Annotated in this window: 17 protein-coding genes; all 17 read left to right on the forward strand. The window is 64.6% G+C overall.

From position 1 onward, the window contains the following. Positions 1 to 7: 7 nt before the first annotated feature. Positions 8 to 535 carry a hypothetical protein gene (locus ACAty_RS14750; protein ID WP_004869939.1) on the forward strand — a complete coding sequence of 176 codons (528 nt, stop codon included), beginning with the start codon at positions 8 to 10 and terminating at the stop codon, positions 533 to 535. A gap of 21 nt (positions 536 to 556) precedes the next feature. Beyond that, positions 557 to 868: a hypothetical protein gene (locus ACAty_RS00675; protein ID WP_004869941.1), complete on the forward strand. Its 312-nt coding sequence runs from the start codon at positions 557 to 559 to the stop codon at positions 866 to 868. Next, on the forward strand, positions 868 to 2,280 hold the full coding sequence (locus ACAty_RS00680; protein ID WP_004869942.1) for a hypothetical protein: 1,413 nt from the start codon (positions 868 to 870) through the stop codon (positions 2,278 to 2,280). Before ACAty_RS00675 ends, ACAty_RS00680 begins: the two co-directional genes overlap by 1 nt. After that, on the forward strand, positions 2,277 to 2,729 hold the full coding sequence (locus ACAty_RS00685; RefSeq protein ID WP_004869944.1) for a hypothetical protein: 453 nt from the start codon (positions 2,277 to 2,279) through the stop codon (positions 2,727 to 2,729). Before ACAty_RS00680 ends, ACAty_RS00685 begins: the two co-directional genes overlap by 4 nt. Continuing rightward, the gene (locus ACAty_RS00690) at positions 2,729 to 3,058 is read left to right on the forward strand and encodes a hypothetical protein (protein ID WP_226824401.1); all 330 of its coding nucleotides are present in this window, start codon (positions 2,729 to 2,731) and stop codon (positions 3,056 to 3,058) included. The genes ACAty_RS00685 and ACAty_RS00690 overlap by 1 nt, the downstream gene beginning before the upstream one ends. Before the next feature lie 81 nt (positions 3,059 to 3,139). Next, positions 3,140 to 4,636 (forward strand): phage tail sheath subtilisin-like domain-containing protein, encoded by a 1,497-nt coding sequence (locus ACAty_RS00695; RefSeq protein ID WP_004869948.1) that lies wholly within the window; start codon positions 3,140 to 3,142, stop codon positions 4,634 to 4,636. Between the two features lie 11 nt (positions 4,637 to 4,647). Continuing rightward, entirely contained in the window at positions 4,648 to 5,160 is a 513-nt protein-coding gene (locus ACAty_RS00700) for a phage major tail tube protein (protein ID WP_004869950.1), read from the forward strand. Between the two features lie 12 nt (positions 5,161 to 5,172). Continuing rightward, complete coding sequence (locus ACAty_RS00705) at positions 5,173 to 5,421, forward strand: phage tail assembly protein (protein ID WP_004869952.1); 249 nt, start codon at positions 5,173 to 5,175, stop codon at positions 5,419 to 5,421. Next, a complete protein-coding gene (locus ACAty_RS15700; RefSeq protein WP_004869954.1) occupies positions 5,418 to 5,564 on the forward strand; it encodes a hypothetical protein in 147 nt (48 codons plus the stop codon). Before ACAty_RS00705 ends, ACAty_RS15700 begins: the two co-directional genes overlap by 4 nt. 9 nt (positions 5,565 to 5,573) lie before the next feature. Continuing rightward, the gene (locus tag ACAty_RS00710; RefSeq protein WP_004869957.1) at positions 5,574 to 8,654 is read left to right on the forward strand and encodes a phage tail tape measure protein; all 3,081 of its coding nucleotides are present in this window, start codon (positions 5,574 to 5,576) and stop codon (positions 8,652 to 8,654) included. Between the two features lie 30 nt (positions 8,655 to 8,684). Then, positions 8,685 to 9,554 (forward strand): phage tail protein, encoded by an 870-nt coding sequence (locus tag ACAty_RS15040; RefSeq protein WP_004869960.1) that lies wholly within the window; start codon positions 8,685 to 8,687, stop codon positions 9,552 to 9,554. Then, positions 9,554 to 9,784, forward strand: a complete 231-nt coding sequence (locus tag ACAty_RS00720) for a tail protein X (RefSeq protein WP_004869962.1) — start codon at positions 9,554 to 9,556, stop codon at positions 9,782 to 9,784. The genes ACAty_RS15040 and ACAty_RS00720 overlap by 1 nt, the downstream gene beginning before the upstream one ends. A 3-nt stretch (positions 9,785 to 9,787) precedes the next feature. Further along, complete coding sequence (locus ACAty_RS00725; protein WP_004869964.1) at positions 9,788 to 10,855, forward strand: phage late control D family protein; 1,068 nt, start codon at positions 9,788 to 9,790, stop codon at positions 10,853 to 10,855. Then, a complete protein-coding gene (locus ACAty_RS00730) occupies positions 10,842 to 11,126 on the forward strand; it encodes a DUF6127 family protein (protein WP_004869966.1) in 285 nt (94 codons plus the stop codon). Before ACAty_RS00725 ends, ACAty_RS00730 begins: the two co-directional genes overlap by 14 nt. Continuing rightward, on the forward strand, positions 11,123 to 11,599 hold the full coding sequence (locus ACAty_RS00735; RefSeq protein WP_004869968.1) for a hypothetical protein: 477 nt from the start codon (positions 11,123 to 11,125) through the stop codon (positions 11,597 to 11,599). Before ACAty_RS00730 ends, ACAty_RS00735 begins: the two co-directional genes overlap by 4 nt. Beyond that, positions 11,596 to 12,078, forward strand: coding sequence for a lysozyme (locus ACAty_RS00740; protein WP_004869971.1), 483 nt, complete (start codon positions 11,596 to 11,598; stop codon positions 12,076 to 12,078). Before ACAty_RS00735 ends, ACAty_RS00740 begins: the two co-directional genes overlap by 4 nt. A 328-nt stretch (positions 12,079 to 12,406) precedes the next feature. Beyond that, positions 12,407 to 13,756: a DNA cytosine methyltransferase gene (locus tag ACAty_RS00750; protein WP_004869972.1), complete on the forward strand. Its 1,350-nt coding sequence runs from the start codon at positions 12,407 to 12,409 to the stop codon at positions 13,754 to 13,756. The last annotated feature ends 49 nt before the right edge of the window (positions 13,757 to 13,805 follow it).

A 13,805-nucleotide genomic window follows, 5' to 3' on the forward strand; every position in this document is an offset into this window, starting at 1 on the left:
GCCACACATGGCACGTGATCCCCTGTTGCGCGACGCAGTGCGCGCGATCAAGACCAAGATCGGAGTGGCGGCGGAGACCGCCACACCGGAGGAGCTGGCCTATCTCGGTACCGCGATTGACCGCATTGGCGGGCGCGCGACCGTCCTCGAAGTCGAGGAGATGGGTGACATCAAGATCGCCGAGATCACCGAGCACGCGGCATCGGTCGAGTCGCAGACGATTGCCAGCATCACCGCCACCAAGGAGGCAGCCGAGGCGTCGGTGACCGCCACCAAGGAGGCGGCGGAGGGCTACATCGTGGCGACGCGCAATGCCGCGCAGGCCGAGATCGACGCCACCAAGGTCAGCGCCGTCAACACGGTCAATGCCGCGCGCGACGCAGCGGTCAATACCGCCAACGCCAACCGTGATGCCGTCATCGCCGAGGTCAATGCCTTCAAGGCGGCTGCCTTGGCCGACGTGGCGGCCGCTGCTGGCAGCGTGACGCAGCAGCTTGTGTTTGGCGCGCGGGCGTTTTTCTACGCGCAGATGTAACCCTCTTGAAGGAGTCAACCCATGGGCTTGTTAGCAACCCTCAAATCCGCTGCCGGTACGGCGGCTGTGCTCTACACCGTACCGACCGGGCGGTCGGCTACGGTCAATCTGTCTGCTTGCAATGCGGGGCAGGCGGACGCGCGTGTGCGCGTGGCTGTCGGCACCGGCGATGCACCGCCTGGGAGCGGCTGGATCGAGTTTGATGCGACGCTGGCGTCGTCGAGTGTGCTCGAGCGCACGGCGATTGCGCTGGCCGCTGGTGAGCGTTTGTTCGTGCAGGCGAGCACGGCGGATGTTTGTTTCAACGCCTGGGGCATCGAGGAGGTCGCGTAATGGGACGGTATCTATCCAATCCGCTCGGCCGCAGTGACGGCCCCGTGAGCGATGTGCGTTACGCCGTGTGCAACTTCGGGGGCAGCGGGGGCAGTTACTACCGGCTGCTTGATGGCGACTTCAAGCCGGCGCGACAGATCCCGAATCTTGCGCCCGCGATGACGCCCATCTCGGTCAGTGCCTATGCCTCTTACGGCACCGTCCAGCCCTCCGGGTTGGGGATTTCGCTGGACCCGGTGTTTGCGCTGGGCGGGGCTTGGTCGGGACCGGCCAACACCAGTGGAACCTCGACCTACTACGACGGTGCGCTGCAACAGGCCATCAACTTCGGCGGAGCCACTGCCGCGCCGAGCACCAGCAACAGCAATTACGACCACTACACCGGCCGCTGCGGCGAGTTCGGCCACGACCGCTGGAACCTCGACAACCGTGGCGCGATCCTGCTGCCCCAGCGCAGCCCGACCTTCGGGGTGGAGACCAAGACCGAAGCGAACGATGCCTTCGTCAATGGCGATCTGGCCGACGGGAGCCTCACGCTGCTGCTTTGGAATGGACGCCTGTATCTCACCCGCCGCGCTGAGGTGGAAACGGTGGTGGTTTCCAACGGCGTCCGGGGCTGGATCAGCCGCTTCACCGTCCCAGGGTTGCCCAACGGCTACTTTGGCACGGCGTCCTACAACCGCACCCGCAACGAGATCGTCATCCTGGGCGGCAGTTCCGCCACGTCCAGCAGCGGGATGTGGCTGCGGCTGTACCGCAATCTGCCGGTGCTCGACGAGACCAGCAACCTGGAGACCATCCTGTCGGCCATCACGCCGCTCGAGGTGGCGATCACCTGGTCGGGCTGGACGCCGGCAGCCAATGCCGAAGCGGTCGGTGGGGCCACGCCGGTGCTCACCGATAACGGCGATGTCTACATCGGCTTCTTCAACGCCGGTACTGCGCTTTATGTGGTGCGCTTGCCGCGTACTGGGGACACCACCTTCGGTGCCCTGGTCAATGCCATTTCCTTTGGCGTGACAACCAGCTATGGCCGGCACAACGCCCGGGGTTCCGGGATGCAGGTGATGCAGACCCGCGATGGCAGCACCGTGGCCTTCTACAGCCAGTACTACTACTACGGCGCGGGCCTGGGGGTCATCACCGTCAACAAGCGCTCGAGCAGCGCCCGGGTGATGTACGCCGACAACCAGACCTCGGACGGTCGCAGTCTGCTGCACTGGGGTGCGTCGGGTTTTGCGGTGGCGTTCAATGCGTCGAGCAGCTACAGCGCGGGCAGCAGCGGTGCGGTGTACGGCTACGACTGTGCGGTGCAAACCGCCACCGTGTCCCCGGCGCAAATCGTGCTGCCCATTCCCAACGGCTACAACACCGGCGGCACCTATCCCTTCTACGTGGAGGTCAGTGTATGAGTGTCTATTTCGATATCCGCAACGACGCGGTGGCGGTGATTGAGACCGACACACCCGAGACCGGCTGGATCAAATTGACCACCAAACAGTCGCGGCTGGCGGCCCGCTACCGAGTCGAGGCGGGCAAGGTGGTGGACGCCTATCCCGGCAAGACGGACGAGGAGGTGCTGGCCGCGATTGCCGAGCAGCAGGCGGCGCAGGAGCAACCAACCAAGCCGTCGTCTCCGCGTGTCTTGACCAAGTTGCAATTCCTCAACCGCTTCACGAACGAGGAACTGGCCGCTGTGTACACGGCGGCCAAGACCAACGTGCTGATTGAGGTTTTCCTGGACAAGCTAAAGCTCGCGCAGGAAATCAACCTGGACGACCCGCAGACCGTGGGCGGCTTGCAAGCGCTGGCGGCGGTTGGATTGCTGTCGGAGGCCCGCGTGCAGGAGGTGCTGGCGTGATGCGGACGCTGCAGCGCGCCATCGGACAGCGTCTGTCGCTGTTGGCGATCTGGCTGCTGTGTCAGGTCGCCGCAGCGGTGGCATCCGCGTGGATGCTGCTGGCCATCGTCACCGGTTCCCGCCGCGCCTGGACGCTGGCGGTGTCCTACGACCAGCTCGCCAACGCTGCGTTTGGCGGGCACGAGGACGAGACGATCTCCAGCCGCGCCGGTAAAGCCGCACGCCGAGGCAAGCGCTGGGCCTGCGTGCTGTGCCGGCTGCTGGATCGGCTTGACCCCGGGCACTGCGAGAAGGCCATCGAGCCGGATCGGGGCACGGCGCTGCGCTGAGCGCTCAATCTCAGCGCATCCAACTCCTTTTCAACCCCCCCGTAATCCGCCAATTGGCGGATTTTTTGTCTGGAGACACGCATGACAGACCGTTTTCTGCACGGCATCGAGATCGTCGAGATCAACGAAGGCGCGCGCAGCGTGCGCACCGTCAAATCCTCCGTCATCGGGCTGGTCGGCACAGCGCCCGACGCCGCCGGCGCGCAGCGCGCCGAACTGACGGTCGGCAGCGGCAACGCGGCGCTGCGCGTCGTCGCCAAACAGGCTGGTGTCGTCGGCAACGCGCTGCGCCTTGAGTTGTGTGCAGCCGCCGAGCCCAACCAGCCGTTGGCCATCGCGGTCGATGGGCGTGCGCCCGGCCTGATCCTGATTTTGGTCACGCTGGCCAGCGATGCCGATGGCCAGCGCATCAGCACGGCAAGCGATGTCGCCGCCGCGTTGAATGCGGACGATGACACCAAGGCCCTTATCGAGGCCGCCGCTTTGGGCGACGGAGCCGGCATCATGCAGTCGACGCTGGGCCCGAAAGCGCTGGATGGCGGCATGGACGAGCCGTTCCCGCTCAATGTCCCGGTGCTGATCACGAATCGTCGCCTGATCCCGCATCTGGGCCAGTCCGGCACGCTGCCGTGGGCCATCGCCGGCATCTACGACCAGTCCGCGCCCATGATCTACGTCGTGCGCGTTGCCGAAGGCAGCACGATGAGCGAGACGATCAGCCACGTCATCGGCGGCCGCGACGCCGCCGGGCAGCTCACGGGCATCAATGCTTTGCTGACGACCCGCGCAGAGATCAAGCCGCGCATCCTGATCGCGCCGGGGTTTTCGCACAACAAGCCGGTGGCGGACGCACTGATATCGGTGGCGCACAAGCTGCGCGCCATCGCCGTCATCGACGGGCCCAATACCAGCGACGAAGCTGCCATCGACTATCGAGCGCAGTTTGGCTCGGAGCGGGCCTATCTTGTCGATCCGTGGCTGATGGTGCGTCGCCCGGACGGCTCGCAAGCGCCCGAGCCGGCGTCGGCGCGCGTCGCCGGGCTGATCGCGCTGTCCGATGAGATCAACGGCTTTTGGGCGAGCCCCTCCAACCAGGTCATCCGCGGTGTGCTGCGCCCGGCGCGCTCGCTGTCGTGGGCGATCGACGACCCCAACACGCAGGCAAACTACCTCAACGAGTTTGGCGTGGCGACCTTCATCGTGCACGACGGAGTGCGTCTGTGGGGCAACCGCAGCTGCGCCACCGATCCGCGCTGGAGCTTTCTCTGTGTGCGCCGCACCGCCGACATGATCAACGAAAGCCTGCTGTACGCGCATCTGTGGGCGGTGGACCGCAACATCACCAAGACCTACGTCGACGAGGTCACCGAGGGCGTCAATGCATATCTGCGCCAGCTCAAGGCCAAGGGCGCGATTCTGGGCGGCAAATGCTGGGCCGACCCCGACCTCAACACACCCGAAGCCATTGCCGATGGGCGCGTGTACTTCGACTTCGACTTCACGCCGACATACCCGGCCGAGCACATCACCTTCCGCTCGCGCATGGTCGGCGACTACCTCGAGGAAATCTTCAAGTAAGGAGCAAGGCCATGCCCATTCAACTGCCCCGCGTGCTCAAGAATATGAACCTCTTTGTCGATGGCCGCGGCTACGCCGGGCGCATCGACGAAATCCAGCTGCCCAAGCTCACGCTCAAGACCGAGGAGCACCGCGCTGGCGGCATGGATGTGCCGGTCGAAATTGACCTCGGCATGGACAAGCTCGAAGCCGAGCTGACCATCTCGGACTACGATCCCGAGGTGTACAAGCTGTTTGGCCTGCTTGACCTCAAGCCGGTGCAGATCACAATCCGCGGCGCGATCCAGGCGCAGGGCGAGGATGCCAAGCCGGTGGTCGTCAACCTGCGCGGTGGCTGGCGCGAGATCGACGCTGGCACCTGGAAGCCCGGCGACAAGAGCACGCTAAAGGTCTCGGTGGCTGCGAGCTACTACAAGCTCACCATCGACGGCCAAGAAGTGGTGGAGGTGGACGCCATCAACCTGGTACGCAAGGTCGGCGGCGTCGATCAGATAAACGCCATCCGGGCTGCGATCGGGCTGTAACTGGGGGTCGCTATGGGTCACGTCGAACGCATCAAACTCAACTTTCCCATCGAGCACGACGGTCTGCCGATCCAAGAGATCGCCCTGCGCCGCCCCACCGTCGGCGACCACCTGGCCGCGCAGAAGGCGGCTGGTACCGACGCCGAGCGCGAGATCCGGCTCATCGCCAACCTGGCCGAGTTGCCGACTGACGCCATCCTCAAGCTCGACATGAAGGACTACGCCCAGTTGCAGAAGGTGCTGGGCGGTTTTTTGCAGTGAATCCGGGTGAGCTCTCCGCCCTCGTGGTGGAGCTTGCCCTCTACACCCATTGGCCTCGATCCGAGTTGCTCGCCCTGGAGGTGAGTGAGTTGGTCGAGGCCTTGTCATTGGCGCGGCGCTTGTCGGCCACGCCGTCTTCCTGAGGTTTCCCAATGGCCACCGCACATCCTGTTCAGATCAGTATCGGTGCCACGCTGGCGGCATCCCTTGGTTCGGCGGTGCGCGGTGCCCAGGCGCAGCTGAACCAGCTGGGCTCCACGATGGCCGAGCTGGGTAACAAGCAGTCCGGCATCAAGCAGCTGGAGACCCTGCGCGCCCAGGCCAAGGATGCCGCACTGGCGATGCGTGCTGCCCAGCAGAAGGTTTCCGGGCTGGAAGCGAACATTGCCAACCAGGGCGGTGAGCCTTCGGCCAAGCAGGCCCGCGAGCTGGAGCGTGCCCGTGCCGCAGCGGCTCGGGCGGAGGCAGCCTACCGTCGCCAGCGGGCAGCGGTGGATGAACTGAGCACCTCTTTGCAGCGTGCGGGCGTCAACACCCGCGCCATGGGCAGCGAGTCTGCGCGGCTCGGCAGCCAGCTGGAAACGCTCCGATCCCGTACCGAAGCCCTGACCCGTGCCCAACAGGCACAGGCCCGCAACCTGGAGAGCCGCAGCGCCTACCGCGCCCAGATGATGGATGCGGTGGCCCTGGGCGGCGCCCTCTATGGTTTGGTGCAACCGGCGGTCCAGTTCGAGTCGGTGATGGCCGACGTCAAGAAGGTGGTGAACTTCGACACGCCGGATCAGTTCGGGCAGATGAGCAAGGATGTGCTCTTGCTGTCGACGCGCATTCCGATGGCCGCTGACGGCATTGGCGCCATCGTCGCGGCCGCCGGTCAGGCCGGCATCGCCCGCGAGGAGTTGCTGCGCTTTGCCGAGGACGCCGCCAAGATGGGGGTGGCATTTGACCTAACCGGTGAGCAGGCCGGAGCCGCGATGACCGGCCTGCGCTCGATCTTCGGATTGACCCAGGACGAGGTGGTGAAGTTGGGGGATGCCATCAACCACCTGTCCAACAACATGGATGCCAAGGCATCCGATCTTCTGAACATCGCCAACCGGGCGGGATCGACGGCGAAGCTGTTCGGCCTGTCCGGGGCACAATTGAATGCCCTCGGGGCGACCTTCCTCGCCTTGAAGACGCCGCCCGAGGTGGCCGCCACCGGCATCAACGCCTTGCTGATGAAGCTGGCAACCGCCGACAAACAGAACGAGAAGTTCCAGCAAGGCCTGCAGGACATCGGGCTGTCGGCCGAGGTCATGAAGAAGATGATCCAGCGCGATGCCCAAGGCGCGCTGACCACCTTCCTGCAGCAGGTGAAGAACGCGCCCGATCTGATGGGCACCCTGTCTGATCTCTTCGGCATGGAGTACGCCGACGACATCGCCAAGCTGGTGGGCTCGATGGAGACCTACGAGAAGGCGGTGGGCCTGGTAGCCGACCAGACAGCCTATGCAGGCTCGATGCAGAAGGAGTACGAAGCACGCTCGGCCACCACCGCCAACAATCTGCAGCTCCTCAAAAACCAGATGAGCCGGCTCGGCATCACGGTGGGCAATGCGCTGCTGCCGGCCTTGAACAACTTGGTGGGCGCGCTGATGGCGCCCATCGACAGCCTGGCCAATCTGGCCGAACGGTTTCCTATCGTCACCCAGGTGGTGGTGGGGACTGTCGGTGCCGTGCTGGGGCTGAAGGTGGCGACGATTGCGCTGGGTTACGCCTGGACCTTTGTGAAGGGGCCGATCTTGGGGGCGCGGGTAGCGTTTCAGTCGGCACGCGCTGGTCTTGCGTTACTGCAAGTTCAAGCGGCGGCCACCGGAGCTAGTGCCGGAATTTTGTCCATCGCCTGGAGCCGCATCCAGACAGGTGCCCTTGGGCTGATCGCGCCGATCAAGTCGGCGGCACTGGCTTTCTGGTCGATGTTGCCGGCGATTGGTGCGACCACGGTGGCGCTCTTGGCCAACCCGATCACCTGGATCGTTGCCGGCATTGGGGTGGCGGTTGCCGGACTGGCCTTGGTGATCCGCAAATACTGGGACCCGATTGCCGCTTACGTCGGCGGTGTGTTCGAGGGCATTCGTTCGGCCATGCAGCCGGCCATCACCAGCTTGACCACGGCCCTGGCCCCGCTGGCACCGATTGGCCAAGTGGTGGCGTCGGTCTTCGGGGTTGTCGCCGATGCAGTCAGCGGCCTGGTCGGCTGGGTGAGCGAGTTGCTCGCGCCGGTGACGCTCTCCAAGGATGAATTCGACAGCCTCTCGGCATCGGGCCAGTCCCTCGGGACGGTGATCGGCAGCGTATTGAGCGCGGCGTTTACGGTGCTGACATTCCCGATTCGGGCAGTCGGTACGTTGGTGGGCTGGGTGATGGAGGGCTTTCGGTGGCTGGTGTCGTTCTCGCCGCTGGCTGCGCTGCAAGCCGCCTGGCAACCGCTCTCGGGCTTCTTCGGTAGCCTGTGGGCCGGCGTGGTCAGCGGGGCACAGTCGGCCTGGCAGCAACTGACCGCTGTGCTGAGTTCGCCCAACCCGCTGCAGGCATTGCAGTCGGTGATGGGGTCGATGCTGAGTGCGCTCGGCAGCCTGCCCGGCCAGTTCATGAGTCTCGGCAGCGCGATGCTGCAAGGCCTCGCCCAAGGCGTGCGCAATGCCGCAGAGCAGGCCGTCGCAGCCGTGGGTGAAGTAGCCGCAGGGGTGCGTGACCGCTTCAAGGCGATGCTGGGCATCCACAGCCCGTCGCGGGTGTTCGCCACGCTGGGCAGCGCGCTGTCGCTCGGCCTGGCGCAAGGGGTGGCGGCAGCGGGGCCGGCGGTAGTGAATGAAGTCGGGCAACTCGCGCAGTCACTGCAGGCGGTGCCGTTGGTACTGGCCACACCCGAGGTGTCGTCACCCGGGCTGCGCCTGCCCTCACCGGATCGGCCTTCTATGGGCTTGGCCGTGCCGTCGGACTGGGGCGTGTCGATCCGTCGTGATGGGGTCAATCGGGGTGACGAGCCTGTTCTCCCTCGTTCAATGCGTGCGGTGCCGTCTGGTCAGATCTCCACGCCCGGTGCGCCCTCGATCCACTTCGCCCCGCAGATCACCATCCACGCGCCCCCGGGCAGCGACCCACAGGCCCTGGCCGATCTGCTCGACAGTCGGCTGCGCAGCCTGATCCGCGAAGTCTTGCGTGGCTCCAGCGCGGCACTGCACGACTGATCCTTCTATTCCTTGTTGCGGAGGTTCGCTATGGCCGAACGCGTGATGTTGGCCCTGGGGCCGTTTCGTTTCGAGATGGGGCACGCCACCTACCAGAGCCTGGCCATGAGCCAGTCCTGGCGCTGGCCGGAACAGGCCCGTATCGGGCGAGAACCTGCGCTGCAGTTCACTGGCCGTGAGCCAGCGGAGATTCGGCTGCAGGGTGTGCTGTTTCCGGGGTTCGATGCCGGTTTGGCACAAGTCGAGGAAATGCGCGAACTGGCTGATCGGGGCGAGCCGCTGCAACTGGTCGACGGCCTGGGGCGGGTGTGGGGCGCGTGGGTGATCGTCGAAGTGGGCGACACCCGCAGCGTGCTGATGGACGATGGCCAGCCGCGCCGAATTGCGTTCGAACTCAAGCTCAAGTCGTACGGCGAAGACAACATCGTCACCGATATCAGCGGCGGCTGGAGCCCGTTTGCCGTGCTGCTGCCGATCATCGATGAGGTGGCGACCGACCCGCTGGGCGCGCTCAATACCGTGGTCGGCGATGTGGTGCAACGAATTGCGGGGTCGATGGGCGGCAGCGTCATACAGCGCGCATCCGTGCTGCAGGACGCCGTGCGCGACGTGATGCAGCCGTTGCGCACCGCGCTCAACGGCGCAGTCAGCCGACTGCGCGAGGCAGGCGTGACGCTGCCGGCCATCGATGCGCTGCTCACGAGCGTGGCGCGCGCCAGCGCCGCGCCGCTGTCGTCGTATGACGTGATGGCCGCGCAGATCGCGGCGCTGCGCGACGACATCGAGCGCGCCCGCCGCGAAGCCGAGCGCCACCCGCAGGCCGCCGAACTCCAAGAGGTGCTGGGCAGCGCCGAGCGCGCCTTGCAAGGTCTGGTGCCCGCCGAGCAGGAGACTGCCTGATGCTGACGCAAGACGACATCGTGGTCATGGCCCGCGAAGGGGACATGATCGACTACCTTGTGTGGCGGCACTACGGGCGACTGGACGTGCTGCCGCTGGTGCTGCAGCACAACCGGGCGCTGGCGCGCCTGAGTGCGCGCGACATGCTGCGCTTGCCGCAAGGCACGCCCGTGCGCATGCCCGTGCTGGCCGATGCGCCGCAGCTGCCTGTCGTGCGCCTGTGGTCGTAAGCCATGCAGCCGCGCTTTCGAATCATCGCCGACCGGAACGACGTCACGCGCGCCGTCGCCGATCGGCTCATCGAGCTCATCATCACCGACGAGGCGGGGCTGGCGTCCGACGTGGTGCGCTTGACGCTCGATGACCGCCGTCGCGCCGACGGCGCAATCGCGCAGCTGCCGCGCATTGGCACGCAGCTCGAGGTTGCCTTGTCATACGCCGGCGGCGCGTGGGTACCGATGGGTCGCTACATCATCGATGAGGTCGAAATCAGCGCGCCGCCGGCCACGCTGACGGTCTCGGGCAAGGCCGCCGACATGGTCGGGCCATTTCGCAGCCCCAAGACGCGATCGTGGCACGACACGACGCTGGCACGCATCGTCGAAGCCATCGCCGCCGAGCACGGCTACACGCCCAAGATCGACCCCGAACTGGGCGCAATCGCCATCCCGCACGTCGACCAGACCGAGGAGTCTGACATGGCGCTGCTCACCCGGCTGGCGTCCAAGCACGATGCCGTATCCAAGCCGGTGGCCGGCCACCTGGTGCTGGCCAAGCGCGGGGCGGCCAAGAGCGTCACCGGCCAAGCGCTGCCGACGATCACGCTGCGGCCGGATCAGATCAGCGAGTGGCGCTATCAGTACAGCGCCCGCCGGATAGCGGGCAAAGGCGGCCCCGGTCTCGCCGACAACAGTGACGAGAGCCACGGCGGAGTCAAGGCCTACTGGTGGGACTACCAAAAGGGCGAGCGGCGCGAAGTCGTCGTCGGAAACCCGCCTTATGAGGAACTGCGCTACGTGCACGCCACCGAAGCCGAGGCCCGAGCCGCTGCCGCCACCCGCAAAAACCGCGGCGAGCGCTCGCGGGCCGAGCTGAGCTTTCGGATGCCCGGAGACCCGCGCCTGGCCGCCGAGGCGCGGCTATCCATTGCACTGCGACCGGTCATCCCGACTCGGTGGCGCATCACGCGCGTCGAGCACCGCTTGAGCGCGCAGGGGTACAGCACCAGCGTCGAGTGCGAACGCGACGTCACCGATCCGATATCGATCACGCAAAGCGAGGTGAACGATGACACCCCATGACACCCAGCCGATCACGATCACAGCCAACGAGCTCAAGGCGATGCTGGAGCAGGCTGCCGAGCGCGGCGCTGAGCAATGCCTGGCCCGCCTCGGCCTTGAAAACGGCCACGCCGCGCGCGACATCCGCGAGCTGCGCGACCTGCTGGCCGCTTGGCGCGAGGCGCGCCGCGCCGCCTGGCAGACCATCGTCAAAGTCACCACGACTGGCATCCTGGCTGCGCTGCTGGTCGGCATTGCAGTCAAGCTCAAACTGACAGGAGGCGGCTCATGATCGAAACCCTGTTGGGCGGATTGCTGGGCGGCGCTTTCCGGCTCGCGCCCGAAATCCTCAAGTGGCTCGACCGCAAGGGCGAGCGCAGCCATGAACTGGCGATGCAGGACAAGGCGCTGGAGTTCGAGAAGCTGCGCGGCGCGCAGCGGATGGCCGAGATCGGTGCCGGGGCCGATGCAGCGTGGAACGTCGGCGCCATTGAGACGCTGCGCGAGGCGGTCGCTGCGCAAGGGCAACGATCCGGCGTGCGCTGGGCCGATGCCTTGTCGGCCAGCGTGCGGCCGGTGATCACCTACTGGTTCATGGCGTTGTACTGCTCGGCCAAGACGGCGGCGTTCGCGGCCGCAGTGACTGCCGGTGCGGGCTGGGGCGCGGCCATCCTGCACGCCTGGACAGACGCCGATCAGGCGCTGTGGGCCGGGGTGCTGAACTTCTGGTTCCTTGGGCGGGTATTCGAACGGGTGTGGCCGTGATCACGGTTCCGCAGGCGGCCATCGACCTGGCCAAGCGCTTCGAGGGCTTCCACCGCGTGGCGAAGAACGATCCCGGCCGCGCCCATCCCTACGTCTGCCCGGCTGGGTACTGGACCATCGGCTATGGGCATCTCTGCGATCCCAAGCACCCGCCGATCACCGAAGCCGAGGCCGAAGCCTACCTCGCCCAGGACTTGAAGGCAGCGCTCGCTGCCACGCTGCGCTACTGCCCAGTGTTAGCCACCGAGCCGGAAGGGCGGCTTGCCGCCATCGTGGACTTCACGTTCAACCTCGGCGCGGGAAGGTTGCAGACGTCGACGCTGCGGCGGCGGGTCAATCAGCGGGACTGGCGCGGTGCAACGCAAGAGCTACGCCGCTGGGTATACGGCGGAGGCCGGATCTTGCCAGGTTTGGCTTTGAGGCGAGAGGCAGAGGTTGCGCACCTTGACGTCGATCCACTGAAAAGTGGAGCTGCGTGACTTCGTAGGCGCTTGATTGCGCACAAGTACGCATTTGTCTTGCTTTGTGAGGATTTTGGTGGTCTAATATGAGGTATACCCTGTACAAGGAGCCACCGTGGCTGTGCCAACGAAGATCTCAGTACTTGTCCCCGATGACGAAGCTCGTCGCTTTGAAGCCTTCTGCAACGAACGTGGGTACAAGAAATCGACGCTGATTGTTCGACTGATCAAGGAGCACTTGGATAGAGAGCAGTACCCGTTCCAGGGGTCATTGCTCACCCCAGCCTCCAGCAAGGAACGGGATTCCGTAAGTGCAAAGAAGAGCCGATAGAACGGGAACCAAGAAGTGACAACACCAAATAAGCCAAGACTTTCCTGCATCGACCTCTTCGCGGGATGTGGTGGCCTGAGTCTCGGGCTTAAGGAAGCGGGCTGGAGCGGGCTCTTCGCAATCGAGCGCGACCCAATGGCGTTCGAAACCCTGTCTCAGAACTTCCTGGTTCCGGGGGCGCCATACGCGAGTTTTGCAGACTGGCCTGCATGGCTGCCAAAGACAAACCATGACATCGTGGCCCTCCTGAAGAACGAATCAGTGCGGAAGCACCTTCGATCTTTGCGTGGTGCGGTGACGATGATAGCGGGAGGGCCGCCATGTCAAGGATTCAGCGTCGGAGGGCGCCGCGATGGTGCAGACGAAAGGAACAGCCTCGTTTACCAAATGCTTGACATGGTTGAGCTGGTTCGCCCGCGAGTCGTGCTGATTGAGAATGTTGAGGGGATTGCACGCCGGTTCGTTGCACGCCCAGGCGAGGCGAGCACCTCTGTTGCTGAATCGGTAATCGAACGGCTCTCAGATCTTGGCTATACGAGCATCTTTGATGTGCTCGATGCCAGTCTATTCGGAGTTCCCCAATCCAGGCGCCGCGTGGTCATTGTGGGCATTCAAGACTGTCCGATGTCTCCTGCAGACCTTAAGGCGACCTTTAACGAGATGCTGAGTAAATCAGCAGTCGCAGTACGCCAACATTGGGGTCTACATCAAACCAAGAACGTCACTGCGAAGGAAGCCATAGCCGACCTCACAGGCGGCGCCCGGGTGGTGTGCCCCGATTCAACAGAGTTTGAGTCGGCCGTATACACCAAGGCCACCTCCGCATATGCACGCGCGATGAGGAGGGGGCAAAAGACGGGGAGCATTCCGGACTCCCACCGTTTCTCGAAACATGGCGAGCGAATCCAGGCACTGTACAACCTGGCTCATCAGACCCAACCCCCTGGGCGACTGTCGAAAGCGTTCTTGCTTGAAAACGGCACAAAGAAGGACAAGAAAGTTCTCATCGATGCGTCAGCGGTAGTGTCGACGATCACGACTCACCCGGATGAATTTATTCATTATGCTGAGCCGCGGAATATTACTGTCCGCGAAATGGCAAGACTTCAATCATTTCCTGACAACTTTCACTTTTACGGCCGATATACGATCAACGGACCGCGCCGAAAACACGACGTAGCAAGGTGCTCGCAAGTGGGCAATGCAGTGCCGCCGCTGATGGCTGAAGGTCTTGGTCTAGCGTTGCGCAACCTTCTTGACTTGCTGAATGCGCAATCTGCCGCTGCATCCCCCGCGCTGCCAGCAAGACAGCGCCCCAAGGTTTCAGCGCAGGAAAAGATCTTCTCGGGGATTGTTGCCGACTGAGCAGCGAATAAGATTGTATTCACAGGGGCAAGTCGCCCCTTTTCTTCTT

This window comes from Acidithiobacillus caldus ATCC 51756 (assembly GCF_000175575.2).
GTDB classification, from domain to species: Bacteria; Pseudomonadota; Gammaproteobacteria; order Acidithiobacillales; family Acidithiobacillaceae; genus Acidithiobacillus_A; species Acidithiobacillus_A caldus.

What these genes read in the sequence shown, in the direction of transcription:
- ACAty_RS14750 (WP_004869939.1), top strand. Translation starts at nt 8, where the DNA reads ATGGCACGTGATCCCCTGTTGCGCGACGCAGTGCGCGCGATCAAGACC.
- ACAty_RS00675 (WP_004869941.1), top strand. Translation starts at nt 557, where the DNA reads ATGGGCTTGTTAGCAACCCTCAAATCCGCTGCCGGTACGGCGGCTGTG.
- ACAty_RS00680 (WP_004869942.1), top strand. Translation starts at nt 868, where the DNA reads ATGGGACGGTATCTATCCAATCCGCTCGGCCGCAGTGACGGCCCCGTG.
- ACAty_RS00685 (WP_004869944.1), top strand. Translation starts at nt 2,277, where the DNA reads ATGAGTGTCTATTTCGATATCCGCAACGACGCGGTGGCGGTGATTGAG.
- ACAty_RS00690 (WP_226824401.1), top strand. Translation starts at nt 2,729, where the DNA reads ATGCGGACGCTGCAGCGCGCCATCGGACAGCGTCTGTCGCTGTTGGCG.
- ACAty_RS00695 (WP_004869948.1), top strand. Translation starts at nt 3,140, where the DNA reads ATGACAGACCGTTTTCTGCACGGCATCGAGATCGTCGAGATCAACGAA.
- ACAty_RS00700 (WP_004869950.1), top strand. Translation starts at nt 4,648, where the DNA reads ATGCCCATTCAACTGCCCCGCGTGCTCAAGAATATGAACCTCTTTGTC.
- ACAty_RS00705 (WP_004869952.1), top strand. Translation starts at nt 5,173, where the DNA reads ATGGGTCACGTCGAACGCATCAAACTCAACTTTCCCATCGAGCACGAC.
- ACAty_RS00710 (WP_004869957.1), top strand. Translation starts at nt 5,574, where the DNA reads ATGGCCACCGCACATCCTGTTCAGATCAGTATCGGTGCCACGCTGGCG.
- ACAty_RS15040 (WP_004869960.1), top strand. Translation starts at nt 8,685, where the DNA reads ATGGCCGAACGCGTGATGTTGGCCCTGGGGCCGTTTCGTTTCGAGATG.
- ACAty_RS00720 (WP_004869962.1), top strand. Translation starts at nt 9,554, where the DNA reads ATGCTGACGCAAGACGACATCGTGGTCATGGCCCGCGAAGGGGACATG.
- ACAty_RS00725 (WP_004869964.1), top strand. Translation starts at nt 9,788, where the DNA reads ATGCAGCCGCGCTTTCGAATCATCGCCGACCGGAACGACGTCACGCGC.
- ACAty_RS00730 (WP_004869966.1), top strand. Translation starts at nt 10,842, where the DNA reads ATGACACCCCATGACACCCAGCCGATCACGATCACAGCCAACGAGCTC.
- ACAty_RS00735 (WP_004869968.1), top strand. Translation starts at nt 11,123, where the DNA reads ATGATCGAAACCCTGTTGGGCGGATTGCTGGGCGGCGCTTTCCGGCTC.